The sequence below is a fragment of the Bradyrhizobium sp. 160 genome (assembly GCF_023073735.1).
Classification (GTDB): Bacteria; Pseudomonadota; Alphaproteobacteria; order Rhizobiales; family Xanthobacteraceae; genus Bradyrhizobium.
In genome coordinates, this window is sequence record NZ_JADPKD010000034.1 from 428,839 (window position 1) to 454,018 (window position 25,180).

18 protein-coding genes are annotated in these 25,180 nt (G+C 64.3%); 2 read left to right on the forward strand and 16 right to left on the reverse strand.

What is annotated here, in order from left to right:
* Positions 1-33 precede the first annotated feature (33 nt).
* The 4 genes from IVA98_RS15840 to IVA98_RS15855 all read right to left on the reverse strand — a co-directional run bounded on the left by IVA98_RS15840 (position 34) and on the right by IVA98_RS15855 (position 6,520).
* Positions 34-2,397: an efflux RND transporter permease subunit gene (locus tag IVA98_RS15840; protein ID WP_247301331.1), complete on the reverse strand. Its 2,364-nt coding sequence runs from the start codon at positions 2,395-2,397 to the stop codon at positions 34-36.
* A 206-nt stretch (positions 2,398-2,603) separates the two neighbouring features.
* Positions 2,604-3,389: an ethanolamine ammonia-lyase subunit EutC gene (gene eutC, locus IVA98_RS15845; RefSeq protein WP_247301332.1), complete on the reverse strand. Its 786-nt coding sequence runs from the start codon at positions 3,387-3,389 to the stop codon at positions 2,604-2,606.
* Positions 3,390-3,395: 6 nt separating this feature from the next.
* Positions 3,396-4,982 (reverse strand): B12-binding domain-containing radical SAM protein, encoded by a 1,587-nt coding sequence (locus IVA98_RS15850; RefSeq protein ID WP_247301333.1) that lies wholly within the window; start codon positions 4,980-4,982, stop codon positions 3,396-3,398.
* A gap of 155 nt (positions 4,983-5,137) precedes the next feature.
* On the reverse strand, positions 5,138-6,520 hold the full coding sequence (locus IVA98_RS15855; RefSeq protein ID WP_247301334.1) for an ethanolamine ammonia-lyase subunit EutB: 1,383 nt from the start codon (positions 6,518-6,520) through the stop codon (positions 5,138-5,140).
* A gap of 318 nt (positions 6,521-6,838) precedes the next feature.
* Here IVA98_RS15855 and IVA98_RS15860 point away from each other — a divergent pair, with 318 nt between their 5' ends.
* Complete coding sequence (locus IVA98_RS15860; RefSeq protein ID WP_247301335.1) at positions 6,839-8,578, forward strand: methyl-accepting chemotaxis protein; 1,740 nt, start codon at positions 6,839-6,841, stop codon at positions 8,576-8,578.
* A 255-nt stretch (positions 8,579-8,833) separates the two neighbouring features.
* On the opposite strand, the gene IVA98_RS15865 is transcribed toward IVA98_RS15860, so the two are convergent.
* The 3 genes from IVA98_RS15865 to IVA98_RS15875 form a co-directional block, all read right to left on the reverse strand.
* Complete coding sequence (locus IVA98_RS15865; RefSeq protein WP_247301336.1) at positions 8,834-10,315, reverse strand: hypothetical protein; 1,482 nt, start codon at positions 10,313-10,315, stop codon at positions 8,834-8,836.
* A 430-nt stretch (positions 10,316-10,745) separates the two neighbouring features.
* Positions 10,746-10,925, reverse strand: coding sequence for a hypothetical protein (locus tag IVA98_RS15870; protein ID WP_247301337.1), 180 nt, complete (start codon positions 10,923-10,925; stop codon positions 10,746-10,748).
* A 27-nt stretch (positions 10,926-10,952) separates the two neighbouring features.
* The gene (locus tag IVA98_RS15875) at positions 10,953-11,324 is read right to left on the reverse strand and encodes a hypothetical protein (protein WP_247301338.1); all 372 of its coding nucleotides are present in this window, start codon (positions 11,322-11,324) and stop codon (positions 10,953-10,955) included.
* An 815-nt stretch (positions 11,325-12,139) separates the two neighbouring features.
* On the opposite strand from IVA98_RS15875, the gene IVA98_RS15880 reads away from it, so the two are divergent.
* Positions 12,140-14,143, forward strand: a complete 2,004-nt coding sequence (locus tag IVA98_RS15880) for a BTAD domain-containing putative transcriptional regulator (protein ID WP_247355171.1) — start codon at positions 12,140-12,142, stop codon at positions 14,141-14,143.
* 3 nt (positions 14,144-14,146) lie between these two features.
* Here IVA98_RS15880 and IVA98_RS15885 read toward each other — a convergent pair whose 3' ends face one another.
* The 9 genes from IVA98_RS15885 to IVA98_RS15925 form a co-directional block, all read right to left on the reverse strand.
* Positions 14,147-14,614, reverse strand: coding sequence for an MAPEG family protein (locus IVA98_RS15885; RefSeq protein WP_247355172.1), 468 nt, complete (start codon positions 14,612-14,614; stop codon positions 14,147-14,149).
* A 152-nt stretch (positions 14,615-14,766) separates the two neighbouring features.
* Positions 14,767-15,984, reverse strand: a complete 1,218-nt coding sequence (locus IVA98_RS15890) for an acyl-CoA dehydrogenase family protein (RefSeq protein ID WP_247301341.1) — start codon at positions 15,982-15,984, stop codon at positions 14,767-14,769.
* 30 nt (positions 15,985-16,014) lie between these two features.
* The gene (locus IVA98_RS15895) at positions 16,015-17,226 is read right to left on the reverse strand and encodes an ABC transporter substrate-binding protein (protein ID WP_247355173.1); all 1,212 of its coding nucleotides are present in this window, start codon (positions 17,224-17,226) and stop codon (positions 16,015-16,017) included.
* 171 nt (positions 17,227-17,397) lie between these two features.
* Positions 17,398-18,918, reverse strand: coding sequence for an FAD-dependent oxidoreductase (locus tag IVA98_RS15900; RefSeq protein ID WP_247301343.1), 1,521 nt, complete (start codon positions 18,916-18,918; stop codon positions 17,398-17,400).
* A 27-nt stretch (positions 18,919-18,945) separates the two neighbouring features.
* On the reverse strand, positions 18,946-19,572 hold the full coding sequence (folE, locus tag IVA98_RS15905) for a GTP cyclohydrolase I FolE (RefSeq protein ID WP_247278915.1): 627 nt from the start codon (positions 19,570-19,572) through the stop codon (positions 18,946-18,948).
* Between the two features lie 135 nt (positions 19,573-19,707).
* Complete coding sequence (locus IVA98_RS15910) at positions 19,708-20,598, reverse strand: alpha/beta fold hydrolase (protein ID WP_247301344.1); 891 nt, start codon at positions 20,596-20,598, stop codon at positions 19,708-19,710.
* A gap of 113 nt (positions 20,599-20,711) precedes the next feature.
* Entirely contained in the window at positions 20,712-21,539 is an 828-nt protein-coding gene (locus tag IVA98_RS15915) for a metal-dependent phosphohydrolase (protein ID WP_247301345.1), read from the reverse strand.
* A gap of 218 nt (positions 21,540-21,757) precedes the next feature.
* Positions 21,758-22,636, reverse strand: a complete 879-nt coding sequence (locus tag IVA98_RS15920) for a transglutaminase family protein (RefSeq protein ID WP_247336470.1) — start codon at positions 22,634-22,636, stop codon at positions 21,758-21,760.
* Positions 22,633-25,158: a circularly permuted type 2 ATP-grasp protein gene (locus IVA98_RS15925; RefSeq protein WP_247301347.1), complete on the reverse strand. Its 2,526-nt coding sequence runs from the start codon at positions 25,156-25,158 to the stop codon at positions 22,633-22,635. The genes IVA98_RS15920 and IVA98_RS15925 overlap by 4 nt, the downstream gene beginning before the upstream one ends.
* Positions 25,159-25,180: the final 22 nt, after the last annotated feature.

Genomic DNA, 25,180 nt, shown 5'->3' on the forward strand with positions numbered 1-25,180 from the left:
ACATCGAATCCGAGACGGCCCGGCCCGTCCCGCTCAAATCGCCGGCTTATCGCCCTGCAGCTTCGCGTGCAGGTTGATCAGCCACATCGCCGTCGGCCGCAGGATGAAGAGGTCGGCGACGAGCGCCATCACCATCGAGAAGGCGCTGAGCCAGCCGAACAGCCGCAGCGACGGCAGGTCGGAGAACACGGTGACGACGAGGCCGCAGGCCAGCACCACCGTGGTCAGGATCAGCGCCGGTCCGACCAAGACGGTGGCGCGCTCCACCGCGAGCGCCGAGCCGACGCCCGGCTTGCTCTCGAGCCTCAGGCGGTTGAGGAAGTGGATGGTGGCGCTGAGGCCGAGGCCGAACGAGACGGTGAGCGCGACCACGCTGGCGAATTGCAGGCCCTCGCCCATCGCCCACAGCACCGTGCCCGACATCACCACCGGGAAGATGCCCGGCAGGATGCAGGCCAACATCACGACCCAGGAGCGGAAGGCGAGGCCGATGAAGATCGCGACCAGCGCGAATTCGATGGTGAGGCCGCGGTTCAGCTTCTCGATCATGCTGGCTGAGTTGCGCGCCGCAATCGCAGCGAGGCCCGTCACTGCAATCTCGTAGCCGGGATGCTTCTTGCGGACGGCGTCGAGCTCGGAATCGAGCTTGTCGACGATCGGCAGCAGCTGGCTGGAATCCTTGTCCGGCACACGGCCGGCGACCACGACCGCGTCCTGCTCGGCGTCGATGAAGCGCCGCACCAGGTGCTCGGGGATGACGTTGACATATTCCTGCAGCGTCGCGACGTCGGCGCTGCCGGCCTTTTCCGCCAGCCAGCGGCGCAGGGTCTCGAGCGACCAGACGTTGCCGACACCGGCCGCCTTCTCCACGATCGCATGCACGTCGCCGATGGTCTGGAGCGTCTCGGGCGAATAGAGCGATTCGCCCTTGGGAAACGCGATCAGAACGTTGACCGGATTGGCGCCGGTCAGCTTGGCGTCGAGCCGGTCGCTGGCGGCGACCGCCTGGCGCTTGTCCGGCACCTGATCGGCGAGCCGATAGCGCGGCTCCAGATTGGCGTAGATGACGCCGAGACCGCCGACGAACAGCACCGCGATCAGGCTGAACAGGCCGGGACGGCCGACCATGCGCACCGCGATCCAATAGCAGAAATTGCGCAGCGCCTGGACGCCGGCATCGGCACCCTGGAACTTGACCGCAAAAACCTTCTCGTTGCGCACGAACAGCACGCCGAACACCGGCACCAGCGACAGCACCGCCACCAGCGCGATGATGGTGGCAGCAAGGCCCGCTTCGCCAAACTTGCGGATCAGGTCGGAGTCGGAGAATTGGAGCGCGATGAAGGAAATCCCGGCGGTGCCGTGCGTCAGCACGCATGCCGGCCCCACCACCAGCACGGCGTTCTTGAATGCCGTGAACTTGTCCTGGCCCGCGATCAGCCGGTCGCGTGCGGCGAAGGTGAGCTGCATCGAATCCGAGAAGCTGATGACCATGATGAGCGGCGTCATCACGTTCAGGAACATGTTGAGGTTGAAATTGGCCCAGCCGAGCGCACCGAGCGCCAGCAGGATCGCGATCATGGGCGGGAATGCCGCCGCGACCATGAACGAGATCTTGCGGAAGAAGATGATGGCGATGATACAGCCGGCGAGGATGCCGAGGATGTTGTAGGTGAGGCCGTCGCGCTCGACCGCGTTACGGATCTCGAGCTGCATCACCGGCACGCCGGAGAGCTGCACGTTGAGCCCGGTGTCGCTAAGGTCCTCCTTCATCAGCGTGCGGATGTCGCCGACGGTCTTGGTCAGCTTGTTGGAGCCGACCACCTCCGGATCGAGCGACAGCACGATTAGGGCCAGCGTGCCGTCCTCCGACAACAGCTTGCCGCGGATGATCTCGTTGTTCTTGACGGTCTCGATGAACTTGTCATAGGCCGCGCCCTCGGGCAGCTCGGGCGGGAACAGCGCCGCCGGCAGCTTGCCCGGCGCCGGTGCCTGGCGCGCAGAGAACAGCGAGACCAGCCCGCGAGTGCCTTCGACCAACTGCAGGTCCGTGATGAAGTCCCGCAGCTTCTCCAGGTTGTTCCTCGCCAGCAGATTCTTGCCCTCAACCACGACGAGAACGTCGAACTCCTCAGCCGGGAACTTCTTGGTCACCTCTTCGTATTGGTGGAATTCGCGGGTGTCGGAGCGGAAGAGCTGCGACAGCGAATCGTCGATCTTGATCCGGTGAATGCCGAACACGGCGCCGACGATCAGCGCGAGCAGGACGATACACGACACGATCGGGGTCCGGACGGCGATCAGCCCGAGCCGTTCCAGCCCGAAGGCGATCGAGGACGTAGGTCCCTGCTCGACCTTGTCGACATGAACCTCATTCTCGCTGTGCTTTTCGAGCATGCCTTATCCAGTTCCTAAATCGGTTCGGTCTTGAGAGCTTATTACGCCCCGCGAACGGCTTGAAAACGCCATACCAATGGGAGGCTTGCCCTTTGAAAATGCGCGGAAAATCGCCGCGAGGGGTTTAGCAGGTCAATCACCCTTCTCGCAAGCCGGCGAAATGTGGCCGAATCGATCAAGATGCGGCGATTTTGCCGGAATGCTACTCATTCCAGCAAAGCCGTGCCAATTCGACGCGGCCCGCGGTCCGCGCTCTCGTCCTTCAGCGCCACGCCGGTGGTCTTCCGGGCGAGCCCCTCACGGACCAGCCAGGCGATCTTGAAAGCAGCGTCTTCATAGCTCAACCCAGCGCGGTGGATGCTCGACACGCAATTGCGCTCAGCGTCGGTACGGCCGGGTTTGGGCGCGAAGGTCAGATAGGCGCCGAGGCTGTCGGGCGCCGACAGGCCCGGCCGCTCGCCGATCAGCATTGCGACCATGTGCGCGCCGAGAATCGCGCCGATCTCGTCGCCGAGCGCGACGCGCGCGCCTGAGGCGACAACGACATGGCCGATCGCGACACCATCGTCGGCCGCGAGCAGCGGCAGCAGGCGCCGCAGCAGCGCCACCGCATGGCCGTGGACCGCTGCCGCCGACAGGCCCTCGCCGATCACGAGCGCGAGTTGGTACGGCGCCGAGGCCCTTGGCACCAGAAGCTCGGCTGAGCCGGCATCAAGCTGCCGTCCAAGGTCCGGCCGCCGCAGATAGTCCCTGCGGTCGATCGCCCGGCTCCTCACCTCGGTCACGACCAGGCCTAGCGCGCGGAGATCGGTGACCAGACGCGGCACCTCGAAAACGGCATGCACGGCATCGCGGGCGCGGGCATGGTCCAGCGTGAAATCGAGCAGGGCGCGCGTCGGCAGGCTTGCGCCGCTGCGGCCCAGCGCAACGCGTGCGGGCGTGAACGTCCGCAGATCGAGCGTCGGACGGAGCGGCGGAGCCGGATCAGACATGTCGCATCATTCGGCGGGAACGGCGGCCTCGCGCAGCCGGATCGAGTAGTTCGAGGCGTTCTGCTTGCCGCTGGAGGCCGCGCGCGCGAAGGTGATGAGATGATGCGCAATCGTGGCGGAGCCGATCAGGCCTTCGAGATCGCCGCGCCGGATTCGCCCCAAGGCGAACTTCCAGAACACGCGCCTGTAGTCGCCGAGCACCCCGATCTGCCAGAAGATGTTGCGTAGCATGATCAGGCCGCGCTTGATGTTGGGCCAGGTCTTCATCTCCGGTGCCACCGGCACTTTGAGGCGGTTGGCATAGGTGTAATCGCACTGATGCTGATAGCGCGCATAGACCTTCTCGGGCGCGTAAGCGACCTCCATGCAATGTTTCCAGGACGCGACAACCTCGTCGTAGGGCAGCAGGAAGTCGACGTTGGAATCGCGGCCCTCATCGTGGACCAGGCGTCCCTCACGCTCCAGCCGGTCCCACAGCGGCGTCTTCGGCAGCGCCTGGAGCAAATTGATGGTGAGCAGCGGAATCCGGGACTCGTCGACGAAAGCGAGCAGCGCCTCCGACGTGTTCGGCTTGTCGGTGTCGAGCCCCATGATGATGCCGGACACGACCTCCATGCCGTAGGAGTTGATGGTGCGCACGCCCTCCAGGATCGGGACCATCATGTTGTGGTCCTTGTGCATCGCATGCAATGCATCCGGATCCGGCGTCTCGATGCCGCAGAAGATGGTGATGAAATAGGCCTCGCGCATCTTCTCGAGGATCTCGGGCCGCTTGGCGATGTTGAGCGTCGCCTCGCAGGCGAGCCGCACCACGTAGCCGGTCCGCTTCTGCCATTCGATCAGATGCGGCAGCAGGTCCATCGCCGCCTTGCGGTTGCCGATGAAATTGTCGTCGACGAAATAGACGGTGTCGGTCATGCCGCATTCGCGAAGACGGTCGAGCTCGGCGATGATCTGCTCCGGCGTCTTGATCCGGGGATTGCGCCCGTAGAGGCCGGGGATGTCGCAGAACTCGCACTGATAGGGGCAGCCGCTGGAATACTGAATGCTGCCGAGGAAGTATTTCTTGACGTCGGCCAGCTCGTAGGCCGGGATCGGAAACTCCGTCATCGGCACGCGGTCCTTGGTCGTGAGCACGACCTGCTGCTCGGGACGCGAGGTGTCACGCGACAGGATCTCGATCAATTGGTTGGTGGCATCGCCGAGCTCGCCGACGTGGAGATAGTCGAACGACGGATAATAGTCCGGGCAGGCGCTGACCGAGGGACCGCCGAGCGCGACCGGCAGATCGAATTCATGGGCGCGGCGGCAGATGTCGTTCATCTGCTGGCGCTGGATGTGCATGCCGCTGACGAAGACCGCCTCCGCCCATTCGAACTCCTCCTTCGACGTGCGGCGAAGGTTCTCGTCGACGAATTTGACCTGCCACTCTTTCGGAAGATAGGCGGAAATCAGCAGCAGGCCCTGCGGCGGCATGAAGGCGCGAACGCCGTCGGTCAGGGGATAGGAATACTCGAACGTGCCGAACGACGAGGTGTAGCGCGGAAACACACAGAGAATCCGCCGGGACGTTCCGTTACTTTCAGCTCGCATCAAAGCTCCCCCGCCACGCTCGACCGAATGGTGCGGAAATTGCCAGCCAGTCACCTAGCGTAATGCTGTCGCCGGAATTTCTCAATATTGTGGCCGGCATTCAATTCGCGAGAGGCGCCAATAGTTTCCGGGGGGAGCTGGCGTTTTCCGTGGCGTTACGCAATCAGCCGCGAGGCAAAATCGGGCAGCAGGCCTGCATCTCCGGCAAGGCGAAAGTCGGCGCCGGCAATGCCTGATAACACCAGCCAGTCGTCGAATTCCGGCGCGCGGCGCAGGGAGAAGACGTCACGGACATAGAGCGCGTCGTGAAAAGAGGTCGACTGGTAGTTCAGCATGACGTCGTCGGCACCGGGCACGCCCATGATGAAGGTGACGCCGGCGGCGGCGAGCAGCGTCAGCAGATTGTCCATGTCGTCCTGGTCCGCCTCGGCGTGGTTGGTGTAGCAGATGTCGACCCCAAGCGGCAGGCCGAGCAGCTTGCCGCAGAAATGATCCTCTAGCCCGGCCCGGATGATTTCCTTGCCGTCATAGAGATATTCCGGTCCGATGAAGCCGACCACGCTGTTGACCAGAAGCGGCGCAAAGGCGCGGGCGACCGCATAGGCGCGCGCCTCGCAGGTCTGCTGGTCGACGCCGTGATGGGCGCCCGCCGATAACGCCGAGCCCTGCCCGGTCTCGAAATACATCACGTTCTGCCCGACGGTGCCGCGCCGCTGCGACAACCCGGCCTCCTGGGCCTCCCTCAGAAGCGCGAGGTCGACGCCAAAGCTGCGGTTGGCGGCTTCGGTGCCGGCGACCGACTGGAAGACGAGATCGACCGGCACGCCCTGCCCGATCAGCGACAGCGTCGTCGTGACATGGGTGAGCACGCAGCCCTGGGTTGGGATCTTGAGCCGCGCGATGATCTCGTCCAGCAGCCGCAGCAATTGGGCGACGACGGCCGGATCGTCGCTCGCCGGGTTGATGCCGATGCAGGCATCGCCGGCCCCGAGCAGGATGCCGTCGAGAATCGAGGCGGTGATGCCCCTGGCATCGTCGAACGGATGGTTGGGCTGCAGCCGCGTGCTCATCCGCCCCTTCAGGCCGATGGTGTTGCGGAAGGCGGTGGTGACCTCGCACTTCCGCGCCGCCAGGATCAGATCCTGGTTGCGCATCAGTTTCGAGACGGCGGCCGCCATTTCCGGCGTGAGGCCGGGCGCGAGCATTTTCAATGCCTCGGGCGTGGCGGCGTCCGATAGCAGCCAGTCGCGGAAAGCGCCGACCGTCAGCGAGGCCACCGGCGCAAAGGCCTTTGCGTCGTGGCTGTCGACGACGAGACGGGTGACCTCGTCAGCCTCATAGGGGATGACCGCTTCCTGGAGGAACTGTCCGAGGGGGACATCGGCGAGCGCCATCCGTGCCGCGATCATCTGCTCGGCGCTGGCGGCGGCGATCCCGGCCAGCCGGTCGCCGGAGCGCGGCGGCGTCGCCTTGGCGAGAAGGTCGCGCAAGTCCGGGAACGTGTAGGTCGTCGCGTCGATGGTGTGGCGGTAGACCAAGGCCCTCTCCAGGGGTCGTCGGCCAGTGGCCGAGTGCAAATTAATCTCGAAGGCGATCCCGACGGCAGGAATACGCTTTTGACGGCCGGCGTGCACGCCGATGTTTGGAGCGTCCGGCCGGATTCCCGGGGGCGACCTGCCGGAGATCGATCGAGTTTTCCCAACCGGCTGAAACATTTCGTATTTCCGCCCGGGCGGCGCGCTCTTCCGGGCCTGCGGCGTTAACGCCGCATCCATCTTCGTTCTGCATAGTTTTGCATCAAATTCAAACGACCGCGCCACCGGCCGCTCCAGGCCATCACGGGCCTCTTGAACACCATGCCATCAGACCGATCTGGGAATGCCGCTGGCCTCGCCGGCCGTTTCACGCTTGCCACCAAGCTCTACGCGATCTTCGCGCTGTTTGCGCTGCTCACGGCAGCGATCGCGTTGCTGTCCGACTACAACAGCCGCCGCAGCGCCGACCTGACCAGCGCGATCGAGACGGCGAACGCGGCCGCGCTGAACGTCGAGCGGGTCAACTCGCTGGTCTATGCGGTCGTGATGGAATCGCGCGGCGTCTACATGTCGACCGAGCCCGCCGTGGTGAGGAAATACGGCGAGGGCCTGCTCAAGTTCAACGCGCAGATCCTCGATGTCGTGAAGCGCTGGGAGACCATCGTCAAGGCCGACGATGCCGAGCAGTTTTCCACCTTCAAGAAGCGCATCGAACAGTTCGTCGAGTTCCGCAAGGAGCTGGTGCGCCGCGGCATTGAGATCAATGCGGCCGCGGGCCGCGAATGGGGCGACAACGACGCCAATCGCAGCGTGCGCTCGGCGCTGAACAAGGACCTCGAAGCGCTCTCCAAGGTGTATGCCGAACGCGGCAGGCAAATCGCCCAGCAGACCGAGACCAATCGCACGCTGTCTTTCGTCCTGACCTGCCTCGGCGGCGTGGCGCTGGCCCTGGTCGTGATCGGCATCGTCATCATCGCCCGCTCGATCGCACGGCCTCTCTCGGCCATCACGGCGACCATCAAGCAGGTCGCCGACGGGACCGAGAACGTCGTGGTGCCCTATAGCAACCGAGCCGACGAGATCGGCGCGCTGGCACGCGCGATCGAGGTCTTCCAGGAGGCAATGGACCGCAACCGCAATCTCGCCTCGCAGGTCTCGCACGACTCCGCCGCGCGCGAGGAGCGCGCCCGCCATATCGAAAAATCCGCCGAGGCGTTTCGCGAGGCGATTGGCGCCATCATGCGCGGCCTCAGCGACAACGCCTCCACCATGCGCGAGACGGCGCAGACCATCACGCGCGTTACTGCGGATGCGAATAGTCGCGCCGGCACGGCGGCGAACGCCACCGAGCAGGCCTCGCAGAACGTCACGGCGGTGGCGAGCGCCGCCGAGGAACTGTCGGCCTCGGTGGAAGAGATCGGCCGCCAGGTGCGGCAATCCGCCGGCGCGGTCGAGCAGACCGGCCAGCGCACCGAGAAGTCGATCTCCGAGATCGAGAGCCTTGCCGCGGCCACCCAACGTATCGACGGCGTTCTCAACCTGATCCAGGCGATCGCCGAGCAGACCAACCTGCTCGCGCTCAACGCCACCATCGAGGCGGCGCGCGCCGGCGATGCCGGCCGCGGCTTTGCCGTCGTCGCCCATGAGGTGAAGGCGCTCGCGGGCCAGACCGCCAAGGCCACCGCCGAGATCGGCGAGAACGTCTCGATGATCCAGGCCTCCACGCGCAATGCGGTCGAGGCCGTCCGCGAGATCGGCGGCGCGGTGCGCGAGATCAACGAGGTCACCTCGGCGATCGCCGGCGCCATCGGCCAGCAGGACGCCGCCACGCGCGAGATTTCCTCCAACGCGCAATCGGCCGCGCAGGGCAACGAGACCCTGGTCGCCAACATCACCTCGCTGCGCGACGCGATCGGCGAGACCGACACGGCGGCAGCCTCCGTGCTGACGGCGGCGAGCAGCCTGACGGAGACGGCGGACACGCTGTCGCGCGAGGTGGAGAAATTCTTCCAGAACCTGCGTTCGGGCGCGGCGGACGGCCGCACCGCCAGGGCGGGGTGAGCGAACGGCAAGGCCCATCCTCGAAAAAAGTCGAAAAACAACCCCATGCACAGTAGGCGGGGGCAGCTATATCAATGACTTGACGGTCGGCGCCAACGACTGCGGATTTCACGAAGCCGTTTGACACGTCGGGCAAAACAGGGGCATGATGTCATCATCGCAATGGCGCGCCCTCCAGCAGCCCTGGCTGCAGCTCTGGCTGCCCCGCAAGTCTCATCTGCCGTTCGGCCGGTGCACATCGAACGAGACAGCGGCTTATCTTTCCAAGCTTGATTGATCGACAAAGATGCGAACGCGGCCGACGTCCTCGATTTCGCGATAGCGACTTAGCTCCAGCTTGAGTTCAGCGTCTGAATTGGCCCAGGCCAACCAATCGAACTCGAACGTGCTCAGCAGATAAGTATCCACGAGAATGACATTTGGCCGACCGTTTCGCAGGTCCGCCAGCAAATGCCGTCGTTCGAAATTGATGATGCTGTCCAATCTTGCCCGCTCCTCCGGAGTCGGTTGCGAGTTGTTCTCGCGCAGTATTGCGCCGGCCGCCAAAAGCTGCGCACACGAGCTGCCCACCCAGGTGCCGCCGATCTGACGGACGAGTGGATGTCCCAGCCGGATGTGGTCGGTGATCGTGAGCAGCCGCGGCTGCTTCACGAGGGCCTCGACACGCTCCTTCAGCGGCGGAAACCCTGGGGCCGGTGAGGACAGATAGAGCCCGATGGCCACAACGGTTGCGAGGCCGCCGGTCACAATGGGCGCTCGCACTGCCCTCGCGCAGGCCTGTAGCAACGGCGCCGCAATCGCAAACAGACAAAGCGCGAAAGCCGTATATGGCCAGCCCTTGCCCTGAAGAAGGAAACCCGCGGCGCCGCCGACCGCGGCGGCCAGCCAAGGGATTGCCTCGCTCTGCATTTTGAGAGTTTGACGGCCAAGCAGGTGCAGGAAGCCGATGGAAGCGCCTATCACCGCGATTGGAATGGCGAGCAGGCGACCAAATTCCCTTCTGATCGGCAGATAGGCTTCGGCGACCATCGGGGCATAGATGGAGACATAGGCGGGGAAGACGGCTATCACTACCGCCGCGTAGCCGATGACGACAGCAGCAGCCGTGCACGCTTCCGAGGTGAACAAGGACCTGAAAGAACGCTGGCGGAGCGCGCCCAGGATGATCGGGAGGCCTGCCACCAGAGCAAAGAATGGCTTGATACTCATGGCGAGCCCCGCCCCCGCTCCGGCGACGATCGCCACCCACCCAGGATCGAGCCCGCGCCAGCGCAGTGCGGTGACGGCGACAAACGGTGTCAAGGCGATCACCGCGATGTGTTCACGTTGTCCAAAGATGGCACCCGGAAGAATTGCGAGCAGAAGCGCAAACGACCAGGCTGAAATATTTCTCTCCCGAGCCCCCAGCCTTGCGGCTGCGGCTGCTCGGTCCATCATCAGAAGCGCAGCGGCAATCTCGGCAATCACCAGGACGGTCACGACGAATTCGGGTGCAACACCGGTCACGCGCGCGAGCATCACCGCCGGCATGTACATGTAGACCGACAGAGGCGGGTTGGACTCAAAGAGGTCGATCCCGAGCTTCCGGCCATCCAGGATCTTTTCGTTTGCGGTCAGAAGCCAGCCCAGATCCGCGTTGAGGACGAGGGGGATTTGAATGACCAGGGCCGCCAGGAGGATCGCAGCCACGACAATCCAACGTCGTCTTGCGCTGAATTTGTCATCTAACAAACCCACGGCGTAGCTTCTCCTTCAGAGCAGCCCGTGGCAGCCTAGGCGGACATCCGCATCGATCGGGCATCTGCGTCTTTAGCCCACACGCCCTAAAAGAGGGTAACAGTGAAGGCACTTCCGCCCTGCCCTCGTGAGCGGACCTGGACAGTAATGCTGAGCTTGTCTTTCTTCCGCGGCGGGCAGCGATCGCAACGGCTCACAGCATCTAACAAGGCCTAACGAGCTATTGACCAACTTCCAAGCCATGTTGCTGAGGCAGACCAGGGATTGTCCTGCCCCGCAGGCTCCGATTGCCTGAAGCCAGGAGGCAGTCCCATGGCGATGTCATACAATTCCGCGATCACCATCGACAGAGACCGGCGCGCGCTTTTGAGCACCGCCGCGATTGGAATTGCAGACCGGGCAGCGTTCGCGGTTCTTGCCACCGCAATGATCAAAACAATCCGGGGCTCAAATCCAAGCCATAGGTGAGCGAGAGCACGAACACGAAGACGCACGCTGCGACCAGCAGCAGAGCGTGTTTCGCCACGTCGCTGCTGGTGGCCGAGAAGACCGTCCGGGAAATCGCGTTTATGATTGCTGTCACGTCGGCCTCTCGATCTTTCTCATCCAATGAACCAGCTTCCGTCGCCGGCCACCCTCAGTCGCCCCAGGCTGCGACGACCAAGGGAGGATTGCCTTGCTCGGGAGCCGCGCGCGCCATCAGGACGCCGCCAATCACGTGAACGACGCCGAATCCCAGAAGAATGAGGATCATCAGATGTGTTTCGCTGAATCCCCTCACTTTCTTGTCCATTCGATTGTTCAGCATCTGACGAGCGCGCGTTCTCGTGTCCGGCGATGGCGTCGGGTCGCAAAGGTTGATCTCGACTCGATCGCAACCAAGATGCCGGTAGCGATGAATGACGTTAATTGCCTCTAGGCGGCGAGATTCGTGAAGTGCAGCGATGATCGTTGATGCAACAGAGGTCCGAGGTGGCGCGGGAACGTCGATTGGCGCGATATCGGTCAATGCGACCTCCCGTTTGGCGGCCATATGAAATTGGACTCCACTCAGTCGCCTCTGCTGCGCCTAAGCAGGACTGGCTCCCAGAAAAATCGGGTGGTTTCGGACGTCGCCTCGTGGCGGCAAATCCCGATGTCACTGAGGTATTCGGGCCTGTCCCTGAGGTCGGCGAGCAGCTCCGCCCTGAAGCAGGCGCGCTGGTACCAGGTGACGAACAACGGGAGGGGCGCCAAGCTGCGCAGATGAAAATGCTTTGCAGGGGGAATGGCGTCGGGGATGCGCACTCGGGGCCTTGCCCGGGGGCGCGTTTGTGGCCTCGGCAAATGAAGCGTGCGTCATCGCCGTTTCCTCCCATCAAGAGATAGGATTTCTCGACAACGTCTGGGCCTTGTTGTGAGCAGCTTCGGCCCCGTCGAATATTTGATCGTCGAGATGCTCAATGCGACCTCCTGTTTGACGGCCATGTGAAATCGGAGTCCATCAGTCGCCTCCGAATAAGAGCGGTGCAACCGGAGGTGCCGAGTCCGAAGCGACCCTGGCTCTCGGCGCGGCAAAGGCCGTCAGCGCGACGTCGATCCCCGCAAGGACCACGAAGAGAATAGCGACCACTGCTAGGAGGTGACGCGCGCACATGACGGCCTGCCCGATGACATTGCTCTGCGTCGATCAGCCAAACGGCATCTCGTCGCAACATGATCTGAACCCGCAGTCGTCTTCGCTGGCGTTATTCAAGCGTCATCGACGCGTTATTAGTGTTCGTGAAACTCGCAATTCGTGTAGGATGTATATCTACGGGCGTGTCTGCTCAAATTAGAGGCGGAATGACTGAATCTGCATCTAGGCGGCGCCCGGGTTTTGCCCTCTCGCTCCTCGGCCGTTTCGAACTGGCAGGACCGGGCGGCGTCGTCAGCCTGCCCAACAGGAAGCTCGCGGGATTGCTCGCCTATCTGGCTTGCATGGCACCTGAGCCCCAGCAACGCGAAAAACTGTCGACCTTGCTGTGGGGATCTCACTTCGACACGCAGGCGAAGCAAAACCTGCGACAGGCGCTCTTCAAGCTGCGTCAAATCCTGGGCCAGGATGCTCTCAGGAGTGACGGCGAATTTGTTTCGTTGAACGCCACTGCGATCGCTTGCGACGTGCCTCAATTTGAGGAGCTTGTCCGAAAAGGCAGCCATGACGCGTTGACGGCGGCGACAGATCTGTACCGCGGGCGTCTCCTTGATGACATTGGCGTCAACGAGGAGGGCTGGAGCGAGTGGTTGGCTGGCGAACGTGAGCGGTTGTCGGAGTTGGCTCTTGGCGCAATGGTTTTGCTCGGCGAGTACGAGCTGTCTGCGGGGCGTACGGGCGAGGCCCTCCGTGCCGGCCAGCGTGCCAACGTGCTCAATTGCATGCGCGAAGATGCGCATCGCTTGATCATGCGCGCGTTCTCCGCAGCCGGACGGAACGCGGAAGCACTCAAATACTACCAGGACGTGGTTGCCTTGCTGAAGCAGGAGCTTGGCACCCGGCCCGATCTGGCCACCAGCGCCCTCGCTGCGGAACTGCGCAAGGTCCAAGAGCAGGAGATCGTTTCGGCTGCGGCTGACATAGCGGCAGAACGTCCACCTCCACCAGCGCACGTGATCGGCAACGAGAAGCCCTCCGTGGCGGTGCTTCCGTTCCGGAACATGAGCGGTGACCCCGAACAGGAGTACTTCGCCGATGGCGTCACCGCAGACCTCATCACCGCTTTATCGCGCTTTCGCGAGTTGGTGGTGATTGCGCGCGGATCGAGCTTTGCCCTCCGGGACAAGGGAATGACCAGCCAGCAGATTGCGCAACAATTCGGTGTCCAATACGTCTTGAGCGGCCATATACGCAAGGCCGGCAACCGTGTTCGCATATCGGCCGAACTGACCCATACGGCCAGTGAGGCACAAGTCTGGTCCGATCGTTATGACCGCCCCCTCATCGACATCTTCGATCTGCAGGATGACGTCAGCACCAGTGTTGCCGCAGTCGTCGATCCCGCCGTTCGCAGCGCCGAGATCGAGCGGGCGCGCCGAAAGCCGCCGACCAATCTTTCGGCATATGATCTCTATCTGCGTGCGCTTCATCACCTGTGGAGCGGCACCCGCAATGACGTCACCAAGTCGATCGACCTGCTTCGACAGTCTCTTGGGCTCGATCAGACCCGCACGCCGACGCTCGCGGCGCTTGCTTGGGCACTCGTCATGGCTTCACCGCTCGGCGCCGACACGCCGACCGATGCCGCGGTCGAGGCACTCGGTCTGGCGCGTCGCGCCGTCGAGCAGGATGGTGCGGATGCTTTTGCGCATGCAGTATATGGCTTCACCCTCTTTGGGCCGGTCGGCGACAACGATCAGGGCCGCATTCACGCCAGCGAGGCCGTGAGGCTCAATCCCAGTTCGGCCTTTGCATGGGGCGTGCTCGGAATGATCGACAGCATGGCAGGTGATTACGAGAACGCGGTGATATGCCTGCATCGCTCTCTCGTCCTTAGTCCCGATGACAGGATGCTGCATATGTGGATGACAGGATTGACCGCATCTTACTTTGCGCTCAGGCGGCATGAGGATGGCATTGCGTGGGCCCGCAAGTCGGTTCGGCACAATCCCAGCAATGGCACCGGCCATCGCATGTTGGCTGCGAATCTAGTCGCCGCGGGCCGCCTGGAAGAAGCCCGCGAGATCACGCGGCGTCGCGATGCGATACAAAAAACAACGATCCGCGACCTGCGCGCCATGCGCTTTTTCAAGCAAGAAGACGCTCTCGAACGCTACCTTTCGGCCCAGCGGGTCGCCGGTGTGGCCGATTGAGGATCAAGCGCCGAGTGCAACGAGAAGCGTGCGAACGGTCATGAAGACGAGGATGAGCGAGCCGACCGTCCACAGCGTCGCGCGGATTTCGTGGATCTGTCCGGTGAGATACGCCAGAAAATGCAGCAGGCGTGAGGCAACGTAGCCGTAGAGCAGCCACTGTGTGAGCCGCAGCGACGGCTGTGTGAGGATATAGAGAAGGCCCGCGACCAGGAAGTACGGCAGGCTCTCGAGATCGTTCATCTGGATCCGGCGGATCCGCTCGACACGTTCGTTGGGGAGAAGCTGCGATGGATCGGGCGCAGGATTCAATGGGGTCTTCTTGAGATCTTCTGGCGACCGATAGCCACCCTTGGCTTGCAGCATGCGGATCACCGTCAGCCATGACATCGCCACGGCCTTCAAGATGATCAGGCTGGCGGCAATGACATAGGTGGCGAAAAGAGGATCGTGAAGATTCAATCGGTTCAATTTGGCTCCCCCCGGCGGACCTGCCCTACATGCACGACCGCGTCGCGCCAGCACATGAGGACGTCGCCAGCCCGCATATAGTGGAAAGCCAGGGCCACGGACAGCTGCGGCTTCGGTGCTTCGCTGCCGGAGAGCAGGAGGGAGCAATAGCCCTAGCCCGCCATCACCCCGCCACGCCTGATCAGCTCCTTCCCCACCGCCGCCAGATGCACCTGGTCCGGCCCGTCGCCGATGCGGATGAAGCGGGCGTAGACGTAAGCACGCGCAAGGAACGTGTCCTGAGAGACGCCGGCGGCGCCGTGGATCTGGATGGCGCGATCGATGACGCGGGCGGCCATGCTGGGCACCACGATCTTGGCGGCGGCGATCAGGTCGCGCGCGGCCTTGTTGCCGTCGCGGTCCATCTTGTCGGCGGCTTGCAGCGTGAGCAGCCGCGCCTGCGCAATCTCGCAGAAGGAGTGCGCGATGTCCTCGCGCACCGAGCCCTGCTCCGCCAGCGGCTTGCCGAAGGCGAGACGGGAGGTCGCTCGCCGGCACATCAATTCCAGCGCGCGCTGAGCGCAGCCGATCAGCCGCATGCAATGGTGGATGCGGCCGGGCCCGAGCCGCCCCTGCGCGATCTCGAAACCGCGGCCCTCGCCGAGCAGGATGTTCTCGGCGGGCACACGGACGTTGTCGTAGACGATCTCGGGATGGCCGACCGGCGCGTCGTCGTAGCCGTAGGTCAGCATGTCGCGGACGATGCGCACGCCAGGCGTCGCCTTCGGCACCAGGATCATGGATTGCTGGCGGTGGCGGTCGGGATGGTCGGGCGCGGTCTTGCCCATCACCATCAGGATCTCGCAATCCTCGTTCATGGCGCCTGACGTGAACCATTTGCGGCCATTGATGACGTAATTGTCGCCGTCGCGGCGGATCTCGCACTGGATATTGGTGGCATCGCTGGAGGCGACCTGCGGCTCGGTCATCGAGAAGCCGGAGCGGATGCGCCCTTCCAGCAGCGGCTTCAGCCAGCGCTCCTGCTGCGCGGGCGTGCCGTAGTTCGCCAGCACCTCCATGTTGCCGACATCAGGGGCCGAGCAGTTGAAGACCTCGGGCGCCCAGAGGATGCGGCCCATGATCTCCTTCACGGGCGCGTAGTCGAGGTTGCTGAGGCCGGGTCCGTGCTCGCCAGAGAGAAACAGGTTCCAGAACCCCTGCTCCCGCGCCAGCTTCTTCAGGTCCTGAAGCACCTGCGGCGTCTTGTAGCGCGCGGCCTCCGGCTTGACCTGCTCGTAATAGTGCTCCTCGACGGGCTCGACATGCGTCCGCATGAATTGGCGGACGCGGTCCTGGAGCTCGAGCGAACGGGCGGAGTGTTGAAAATCCATCGTATCCCTCCGGTTCGCTCGGCCGGCGCGTCAGGTACCGCGCAGCAGCTCGCTTGCCACGATCCAGTCGTTGCCGTCGAACTGGAGCATGTAGCCGTCCTTGATCGGGCGGAAATCCTGTGGGGTGGTGTTGAGGGTGATGCCGGGCATCAGCAGCGACAACGGCACGTTCTTCAGGTTCGACGCCTGCGCCATGATGTTCTCGCGCGTCAGATTGTCCTTGCACTGCTTGAGCAGGACCACCAGCGCCTCGGCCACGGTGTAGCCGTAGAGGCCGGCGACGTTGTTGATGTCGGCATTGGGCAGGCGCTTCTTCATTAAATCGATATAGGCCGTCATCGCCGGATCGTTCTTGGGCTCGGCGACGAACGGCTTGAGCGCACCGAGCGACAGCACGCCTTTGCCAGCATCGAGGCCGGCCGGCACCATCACGGTCGCCTTGTTGGCGCAGCCGGAGGCGAGGAAGCGCGTCGGCTGCCAGCCAACCTCGTGCGCCTTGCGGATCGCCTGCGCGCAGGCGCGCGGCGTCACCGAATAGATCATGAAGACGTCGGCCTTGGTATTGGCGAGCGTCAGCACCTGGGAATCGACTGTGGGGTCGGCAACCTCGAAGCTCGAGGCCATCGCGATCGCCTTGTCGGCGTCGGCACCGAGCGCTTCCTTGACACCGCGCAGATATTCCTTCCCAGCATCGTCGTTCTGATAGAGCACCGCAAAGCGCGCATTCGGATTCTTGGCACGGGCATAGGCGACGTCGATCGCCGCTTCGCTGGTGTAGTTCGGCGCCCATGGCAGCGCCATCGACCAGGGCATGTTGGCGGGATCGTTCCATTTCGAGGCCGAACTGATCAGAAACAGTTGCGGCACCTTGTTGCTGTTCAGGTACTTTGCGATTGCCGAGCTCGGCGCGGTGCCCATGGTGGCGAAGATGAAGGCGACGCCATCGCCTTCGACCAGCCGCCGCGCCGCTTCCATGGTCTTGGGCGGGGAGAAGGCGTCGTCCAGGGAAATCAGATTGAGCTTGCGGCCATTGACCCCGCCCTTCTCGTTGACCTCATCGAAATAGGCCGCGATCACCCTGCCGGTGATGCTGAGCGGCGAGGCCGGGCCGCTATAGGGCATGGTATTGCCGATCTTGATCTCCGTGTCCGTGACGCCGGGACCGTAGGATTTTTGCGCGGCGACGGGCGTGAACAGACAGGCGTAAGCCAGCGCTGCGGCCAGGACCAAAGCGGATTTCATGGTTTCTCCCCCGTGATCATCGTCCGCGCGAAGCGAACGCGCTGCGTGCTGCTTCTTGTCAGCACATCAGATCAGCGGAGTTGCGCCAGACGGTCTTGCGTCGAGTTGCTGATGGAGCGCCTCCAGCGCCTGTAACGTGAATGGCGTTGGGGTCAAACCCGATGCTTGGCTTCAGGTGCGCGACCGCTCCATCCCGAGTTCGGCCTTGAGATTGTCGAGATCGCGGTAAATCGAAGCAACCGCGAGCACGCGGGCACCCTTGCGGTACTTCAGCAGGCAGTCCTTGCCCGGGATGCTGCCGTCGATCACTATATCGTCAAAGCTCTCGGCGTGCCCGACATAGTTGATCGGCACATCGTAATGTTGGGACCAGAAGAACGGCACCGCGTCGAAGCGCTCGCGCTTGCCGAGCATGTTGCGCGCTGCGGTCTGGCCTTGGCGTTCGGCAACGACCCAATGCTCGACGCGGATGTTCTGGCCCGAGTGCGGATCGGGCCAGCGCGCGATGTCGCCGACGGCGAAGATGCCGGATGCGCTGGTCTCCAGATATTCGTTCACGCTCACGCCGCGATCGGCGGCAAGACCCGCCTGCTCGGCGAGCGCCAGACGCGGCTTGACGCCGATGCCGACCACGACGAGATCGGCCTCGATCACCCCGCCGCTCTTCAGCGTGGCGCGTGCGCCCTCGAGCTTCTCCACGGTGTCCTCGAGGTGGAAGATCACACCGCTTTCTTCGTGCAGTGCGCGAACGAAGTCGCCCATCTCCGAGCCGAGCACGCGCTGCATCGGCCGTTCCTCGGGCGCGACCACATGCACCTCGATCTTCCGCGCCCGCAAGGAGGCTGCGACTTCGAGCCCGATAAAACTGGCGCCGATCACCAGGGCGCGCTTGGCGATCCCTGCGGCCTTGATGATGGCGCGGCTATCGGCAACCGAGCGCAAGGTGTGGACCTGCGGCTGGTCCGCGCCCGGGATCTGCAACTTGACCGGCTCGGCCCCGGTCGCCAGCAGCAGCTTCTCGAACGGCAGTCTGTCGCCATTGCCCAGCGTGACGTTGCGCGCCTGCGGATCAATGGCGGAGACGTTCGTGTTGAGCCTGAGATCGATGCCCGCGTCCTGATAATAGTCCTCGCCCCGCAGCGGCAGCCAATCCTCCGGCGCGTTGCCGGCGAGGTAATCCTTTGAGAGGTTGGGCCGGTCGACCGGCATCGCGCCGTCATTGCTGAGCATGGTGATGGCACCGGCAAAGCCCTCGCGCCGGAGCGTGTCGGCCGCGGCGAAGCCCGCCGCGCCGCCGCCGACGATCACGAATTTCTCCGGCGTCGACGCGCTGCGATGCGCTGCCGACGGCTTCGGTGCGTCGCGCTTGCGCTGGACGACGATGTTGTCCCGATCGCGCGTGACCTCCCACACCGCCAGCGCGTTCAGCGCCGGCGGGCGGGTGGCTTCGCCTGTGCGCAGGGAGAAGCAGGCGTGATGCCAGGGACAGCGGATGGTGTCGCCGACCACCAAGCCCTCGGCGAGCGGGCCGTGGTAGTGGCTGCAGGCCGGCTCGATCGCGAAAATCTCGCTGCCGGCCTGCACCAGCAGGACGTCTTCCTCGCCCACGTGACCGAGCAATTTGCCGTCCTCGAACGCGGTCAGTGATACGCCCTTGGCCAGGTCGGATCCGCTCGGCTTGTGCTCGGTCATGGCGTCATCTCCTTGAGCAAGCGCGGATCAATCGTCCGAATTGGCCAGCCCCAGCAGCTCCTGACGTGTCAGCGCATTGTCGCGGAACACGCCCAGCATGCGGCTGGTGACGAGATCGGTCCCGGGCTTGTGCGCGCCGCGCGTGGTCATGCAGTGATGCGTCGCCTTGATGATGACGCCGACGCCTTCGGGCTTCAGCACGTCGTTGATGGTATTGGCGATCTGCGCGGTCATCTTCTCCTGGATCTGGAGGCGTTTCGCATAGATGTCCACCACGCGCGCCAGCTTTGAGATGCCGACCACGCGCCCTTGCGGGATATAGGCGACCCAGGCGCGGCCGACGATCGGCGCCATGTGGTGCTCGCAATGGCTTTCGAAGCGGACGCCGCGCAGGACGATCATCTCGTCATAGCCTTCGATTTCCTCGAAGGTCTTTTGCAGAATTTCGGTTGGATCCAGCGCATAGCCGGAAAAATATTCCTCGAAGGCTCGCGCAACCCGATCCGGTGTGTCGCGCAGACCGTCGCGCGCGGGATCATCGCCCGCCCAGCGGATCATGGTCCGGACCGCTTGCTCGACCTCCGCCCGATCGGGCCGTTCGGTTGGCCTCTGCGCAACCGCGACACGTTCCAGCTTGCGCACTTGTGACTTCATCTAGATCCTCCCTGCGACGAGCCGCAACACAGAGGCGGCCCCACAGCTTGGACGGCTGCAATCGGAAAAGGTTCCCAGAATCAGGAAAAATCGGAAGCACGACAGACAAGCCAGCCGCGAGACTAGAAACGGGCTCTATGAGGCCGCTTTCCGGACGTCGAGCACGGCCCTCGCCCATTCGACCGGCCGCTCCTGCGGCAAATTATGACCCGCATTCGTGAAAACGCGCCGCTCGAACAACCCCTCGAACTTGCGCGCGTGATGGGCGGTGCCGGGATTGACGCCGTCGCTGTCGCCGTCGATTGCGATGGTCGGGACGCGGATCGGCGGTTGCGCGGCGAGCTTGGCCTCGATCGCGGCATAGGCGGGGTCGCCGTCAACCAGCCCATAGCGGTGGCGGTAGGAATGGATCACGACATCGACGAAATCAGGATTGTCGAAGGATACTGCGCTTTTCTCGAACGTCGCCTCGTCGAACGTCCATTTCGGCGACCACATCGACCAGAGCTGACGCGCAAAGCCGCGCCGGTTGCGCTCCAGCGCGCGGCGGCCGCGCTCGTTGTGGAAGAGATATTGATACCAGAGCGCGGCCTCTTCGGCCGGCGAGGCCGGCTCCATCGCGCAGGCGATGTTCTGGATGTTGTAAGAATTGCCGGAGACGAGGGCGATCACGCGCTCCGGATAGAGCGCCGAAACCACGCAGGCGGCGCGTCCGCCCCAGTCATAGCCGCCGACGACCGCGCGCTTGATTCCGAGTGCGTCCATGAAGGCCAGGAGATCCGCGCCAAGCGCCGCCTGCTCGCCGGAGCGCAGCGTCCCGGCAGCACGAAACCGCGTCGGCCCGTAGCCGCGCAGCCAGGGCACCAGCACCCACGCGCCGGCCCGTGCAATCATCGGTGCGGTCTCGGCGTAGGCGTTCACATCGTAGGGAAAGCCGTGGCCCATGATGCAAGGCCAGCCGTCGGGCGCGCCGTACTCGAGATAGGCGATGTCGAGGATGTCGGTGGCGACCGTTTTGTGTTGCATGACTTGTTCGCCAAGCTGTTCGCTATCATAGTCCGGACCAGCGAAGCGACATCCGGGATGAGGCCATGCTGAACCCGGATATCGCTGCGCTCATCCGAGCTTCGAGCTCGATCTCATTTCTGCGGACCGGACAGCGAGATGTCGCGTTCGGCGCGGAACACGTTGCTGTAAAGATTGGCGATCCACTGCCGGCCGATCTCGGTCTTGTTGAGATAGCCGATCTCGGTCTGGATATGCGGTGCGACGCTGTTCCAGTAGAACTGTGGGTAGCGGTTGACGATGTCGGCGGGCGAGTCGTAGCCGAGTTGGCGGTTGATTCCGACCTCCTCGAACTCGTAATAGAGCGCGTTGGCCTTGCGCAGATAGTTGGGATCGCCGAGCTGGCCGATGAAATCGGCGGCGCGCAGGATCGAGGCTTCCTCGTCATAGTCCTGGCCCTCGCGGGCCGGAAACCGCGTGCCCTCGATGGCGCGCGCGATGCGGTCCGGGTCGACTCCAGGAATATGTCGCAGCCGCCGCGTCACATAAAGTTTCGAGCGATCGACGTGATACATCATCAAACTGGCGTCAGATGCACCGCGCGGCAGGGCGATCTTGGTGTCGGCCGCATCGATCACGAATCCGTCGCCGTCATCCTCCTCGAACAGGCCTCGCACATAGCCGATGTCGTGCGCGAGGCAGGCGATCAGGACATGGACGTAATCTTCAGCTTGCAGATGGATGTGAAGACTTCGGCCGCTGAGGATCGCCTGGGCAGCCAGCGTCACCAGCATCGTGTGCTCGATATTGTGATATAGCGCATCGCTGTTGCCGATGCATTCCATCGCGGTGCGGGTGGCGCTCTCGACGATGCTTGCAGAAGTCTCATCGTACCGGCGGCGCATGAACCTACCGAGCAACTTTTCCAGGGTCTCGGCCGCCAGTCTCGGTAACGTCATCATGGATGCAGCCCCGTCTGTCGCTGGTGTTCCATGCCAACTCCCGACGCCTCATTCTTGTCCTCGACGCACGAGCGAGCATAGCCCATCTTGGGCCGACTGACCAAATCCCAGGACGAAAACACGAAAATATGTTGCAGTTGCGCTGCGTCATAGAGCGCGGTTGCAGTTACGGCGCGATACCGCTTAGGGTGGCTTTCGTCCAGACCGCAAGATTGCGGTCATTCCACCAGCAGCACGTCCACGGCGACGCCGAGTTTCTGCTTCGGCGAGCCGACGATGATGCCGTCGACCGGCGACACGTCTGAAAAATCGCGCCCGACCGCGAGCACGATATGGTCATTTGCGACCAGGAGATCGTTGGTGGGATCGAAATCGACCCAGCCGAGCTCCGCCCCGCACCACAGCGACACCCAGGCGTGGGTGGCGTCGGCACCTTGCAGACGCGGCTGGCCCGCCGGCGGAACGGTACGCAGATAACCGCTGACATAGGCCGCAGGCAGGCCGAGCCCGCGCAACCCTGCGATCATCACATGAGCAAAATCCTGGCAGACGCCGTGACGCTTGTCGAAGACCTCGCCGAGCGGCGTCGAGATCACCGTCGCCTTCGGGTCGTAGCGAAAATCGCTGCGGATGCGGTGCATGAGATTGGCTGCACCTTTGAGGACGCCGGCGCCGGGCGCAAAGCTCATCGCCGCGTAGGCGCTGACCGGCTGCAGCACCGGCACCAGCGGGCTCGCAAAGACATAGCCGACCGGCGAGGACGGCCCGAGGCTCGTCGCCTCGAAGGCAATGTCGCGAATGCTTTCCCAGGCCGGGCTTTCTGCATCACGCGCCGGCGGCTGTCGCGAGACCGACACACGTGATCGAGAATCGATCCGCAAGTTGCCGTGCGCAGCCTCGATCACCACGCTCTCGGTGAGCGTGCCGAAGAAATCGCGGCGGACGTTGCGCTCGGCCGGACGCGGACGGATCTCGACGTGGTGTGAGATCAGTTCCTGGCCATTGCCGCTGTTCGGCTCCAGCCGCAGCGTGCAGCGGGCGAAGCTGACCGGACTCTCATATCCGTAAGTCGTGACGTGACGGATGTCGTAGATCACGCCAGCCCCGTCAGCTTTTCCGGCCGGCTGGCATTGGGGCCATGCGGGAAATAGTGCTGCCCGATCGCCTCCGCGAGGCGGAGCAGATCCTGCTCCAGCGCGAACAGCGTCTTGACCTCGAGCTTCTCGGCCTCCGCGGTCGCGAGCATCGCCTGCATCGCCACCGCAAGCCGCTGCGGCTTCTCGATCAGGCCGTGCTCCTTCAGGCTCGGCAGCGCGGCGATGTGCTCGTTGAGCGTCGTCACTTGGAACGCCACCGAACGCGGATTGTAGGGATCGAGCACGGCGAGGTCGCGTACCGGCGCCAGGACCGGCGCCAGCAGATAGCGCGAGCGGTAGGTGATCTGGCAATCCACCAGCGTCAGCAGGATGTCGAGATCCTCGTCGCCGGCCTCGTCATAGGCGAATTGACGCGTGAAGCGCGTGGTGTTGACGGCGCGCTCGACGCGGCGGCCGATATCGAGAAAGCGCCAGCCGGCGGCGCGGTTCATGTTCTCCTGCGCGAGGCCTGCAAAGCTCGCGAGCTCCTGCAAGGTGAGCTCGGCCGCGCTCAAGACGCTGTCATCGTCCTCGACCTCGTGGGCGAGGCGCTCGGCCATCTCGGTGATGACCTGCCAGGCATCAGGCGAAAGGCGCTCGCGCAACGAGGTCGCCGTGCGCTGCGCCGCGCGGACCAGCGACAGCGCCGAGCCGAAACGATCCGGGCTCTGCAGCGCTTCGGCGACGATAGGTCCAGGCGCCGCGCGCGAGGTTTGCGTGACCGCGCCCCATGCCACCAGCAGGCGCTGGATCCGTTCAATCGACTGCATCGTAGCCGAGCTGCCCTTGTTGGGCCCGCTCGGCGATCCCAACGCGCGCACCAGGCGCAGCGTCGCCTCGGCGCGTTCCAGATAGCGCCCGAGCCAGAACAGATTGTCGGCGGCGCGGCTCGGCAGCACGCCGGCGATGCGGCGGATGCGCACCTTGTCGGTCGCCGGCAGCAGCGTCGCGGTCGAGACCTGCTTGTCCGAGACGACCCAGACGTCGGCGGCGCGGGCACCGTCGCCCATCGACACCGCGCGCGCATCGGCCTGCTCGGCGATCCGGCAGAAGCCGCCGGGCATGATGGCCCAGCCATCGGGCGTGGCGGCTGCGAACACGCGCAGCACGAACGGCCGCGGCGTGAGCTGGCCCTGCTCCCACACCGGCATGGTCGAGAGCCGCACCACCTCCTGACCGACATAGTCCATGCCGCGCGCGATGATGGCGTCGACCAGGCGCTGGCGCTCGCTCGCATCCAACTCGCTCGCGAGCACCGGCCCCGTGCTGTCGAAGCCGGGAACGCCGCGCCGGTAGGCGCCCTCGATCGCGACCTGGTCGAGCCGCGCCAGCACCTCGTCGCGCGCCGCGCGCTGGCCGCACCACCAGGTCGCGATGTGCGGCATTTTCAGCTCCTCGCCAAGCAGGCGGCGGCTCAGCGCCGGCAGGAAGCCGAGCAGCGCCCGTGCTTCCGGCACGCCCGAGCCGGGCATGTTGGCGATGACGACGCCGTCCTTGCGCAGCACGTCGATCAGGCCGGGTACGCCGAGATGCGAGGACGCATCGAGCTCGAGCGGGTCGAGCGAGTTGGAATCGACGCGGCGCAAGAGTACGTCGAGCCGCTTCAGGCCGGCGACGGTGCGGATGTGAACGCGGTTGTCGCTGACCGCGAGATCATCGCCCTCAACCAGGAGGAAGCCGAGATAGCGCGCCAGCGTCGCATGTTCGAAATAGGTCTCGCTGAAGCTGCCCGGCGTGAGCACGCCAATCCGCGGCTCGTCGCGGTCGGCACGCGCGCGCAGGCTATCGCGGAACGCCTCGAAGAACGGCGCGACGCGCGGCACATTCATCGACTTGTAGAGATCGGAGAAGGCGCGCGAGAGCACCAGGCGGTTCTCCAGCGCATAGCCCGCCCCCGACGGCGCCTGCGTGCGGTCGCCAAGTACCCACCAGCGGCCGTCAGGACCGCGGCCGACATCGGCGGCATAGATCGAGAGATAGCGCCCGCCGGGCGGCGGCACGCCGCAGACGGGACGGAGATATTCGGGACTGCCGGCGATCGCAGCCGCGGGCAGTGCGCCCTCGGCGATGAGGCGGCCCTCGCCATAGATGTCGCGCAGCACGAGCTCGAGCAATTCGGCGCGCTGGGTAATGCCGGCGGAGAGCTGCTTCCAGTCGGCCTCGTCGATCAGGAGCGGCAGATGGCTGATCGACCACGGCCGGTCGGCGCTGTCGCCTGGGGCGCGATAGGTGACGCCGGCCTCGCGGAGATGGCGGTCGGCCATGCCAAAGCGACGCTCGACCTCGTCGGGCGCGAGCGCGCCGAAGGCATCGAAGAAGCGGCTCCAGACCGCCCGCGGGGCGCCGTCGGGTCCCAGGAACTCGTCGGGGATGCCAGGCAGGCGGCTATAATCGCGGACCCATTGCGCAAGGCGGCGCTGGCCTTCACGCAGTCCTTGCGCCCTGCCCGCCTGGTCGTCCTGCTCGGCTGCGCCCTCGGCCATGCGCCTCTCCCTGCCCCACCAT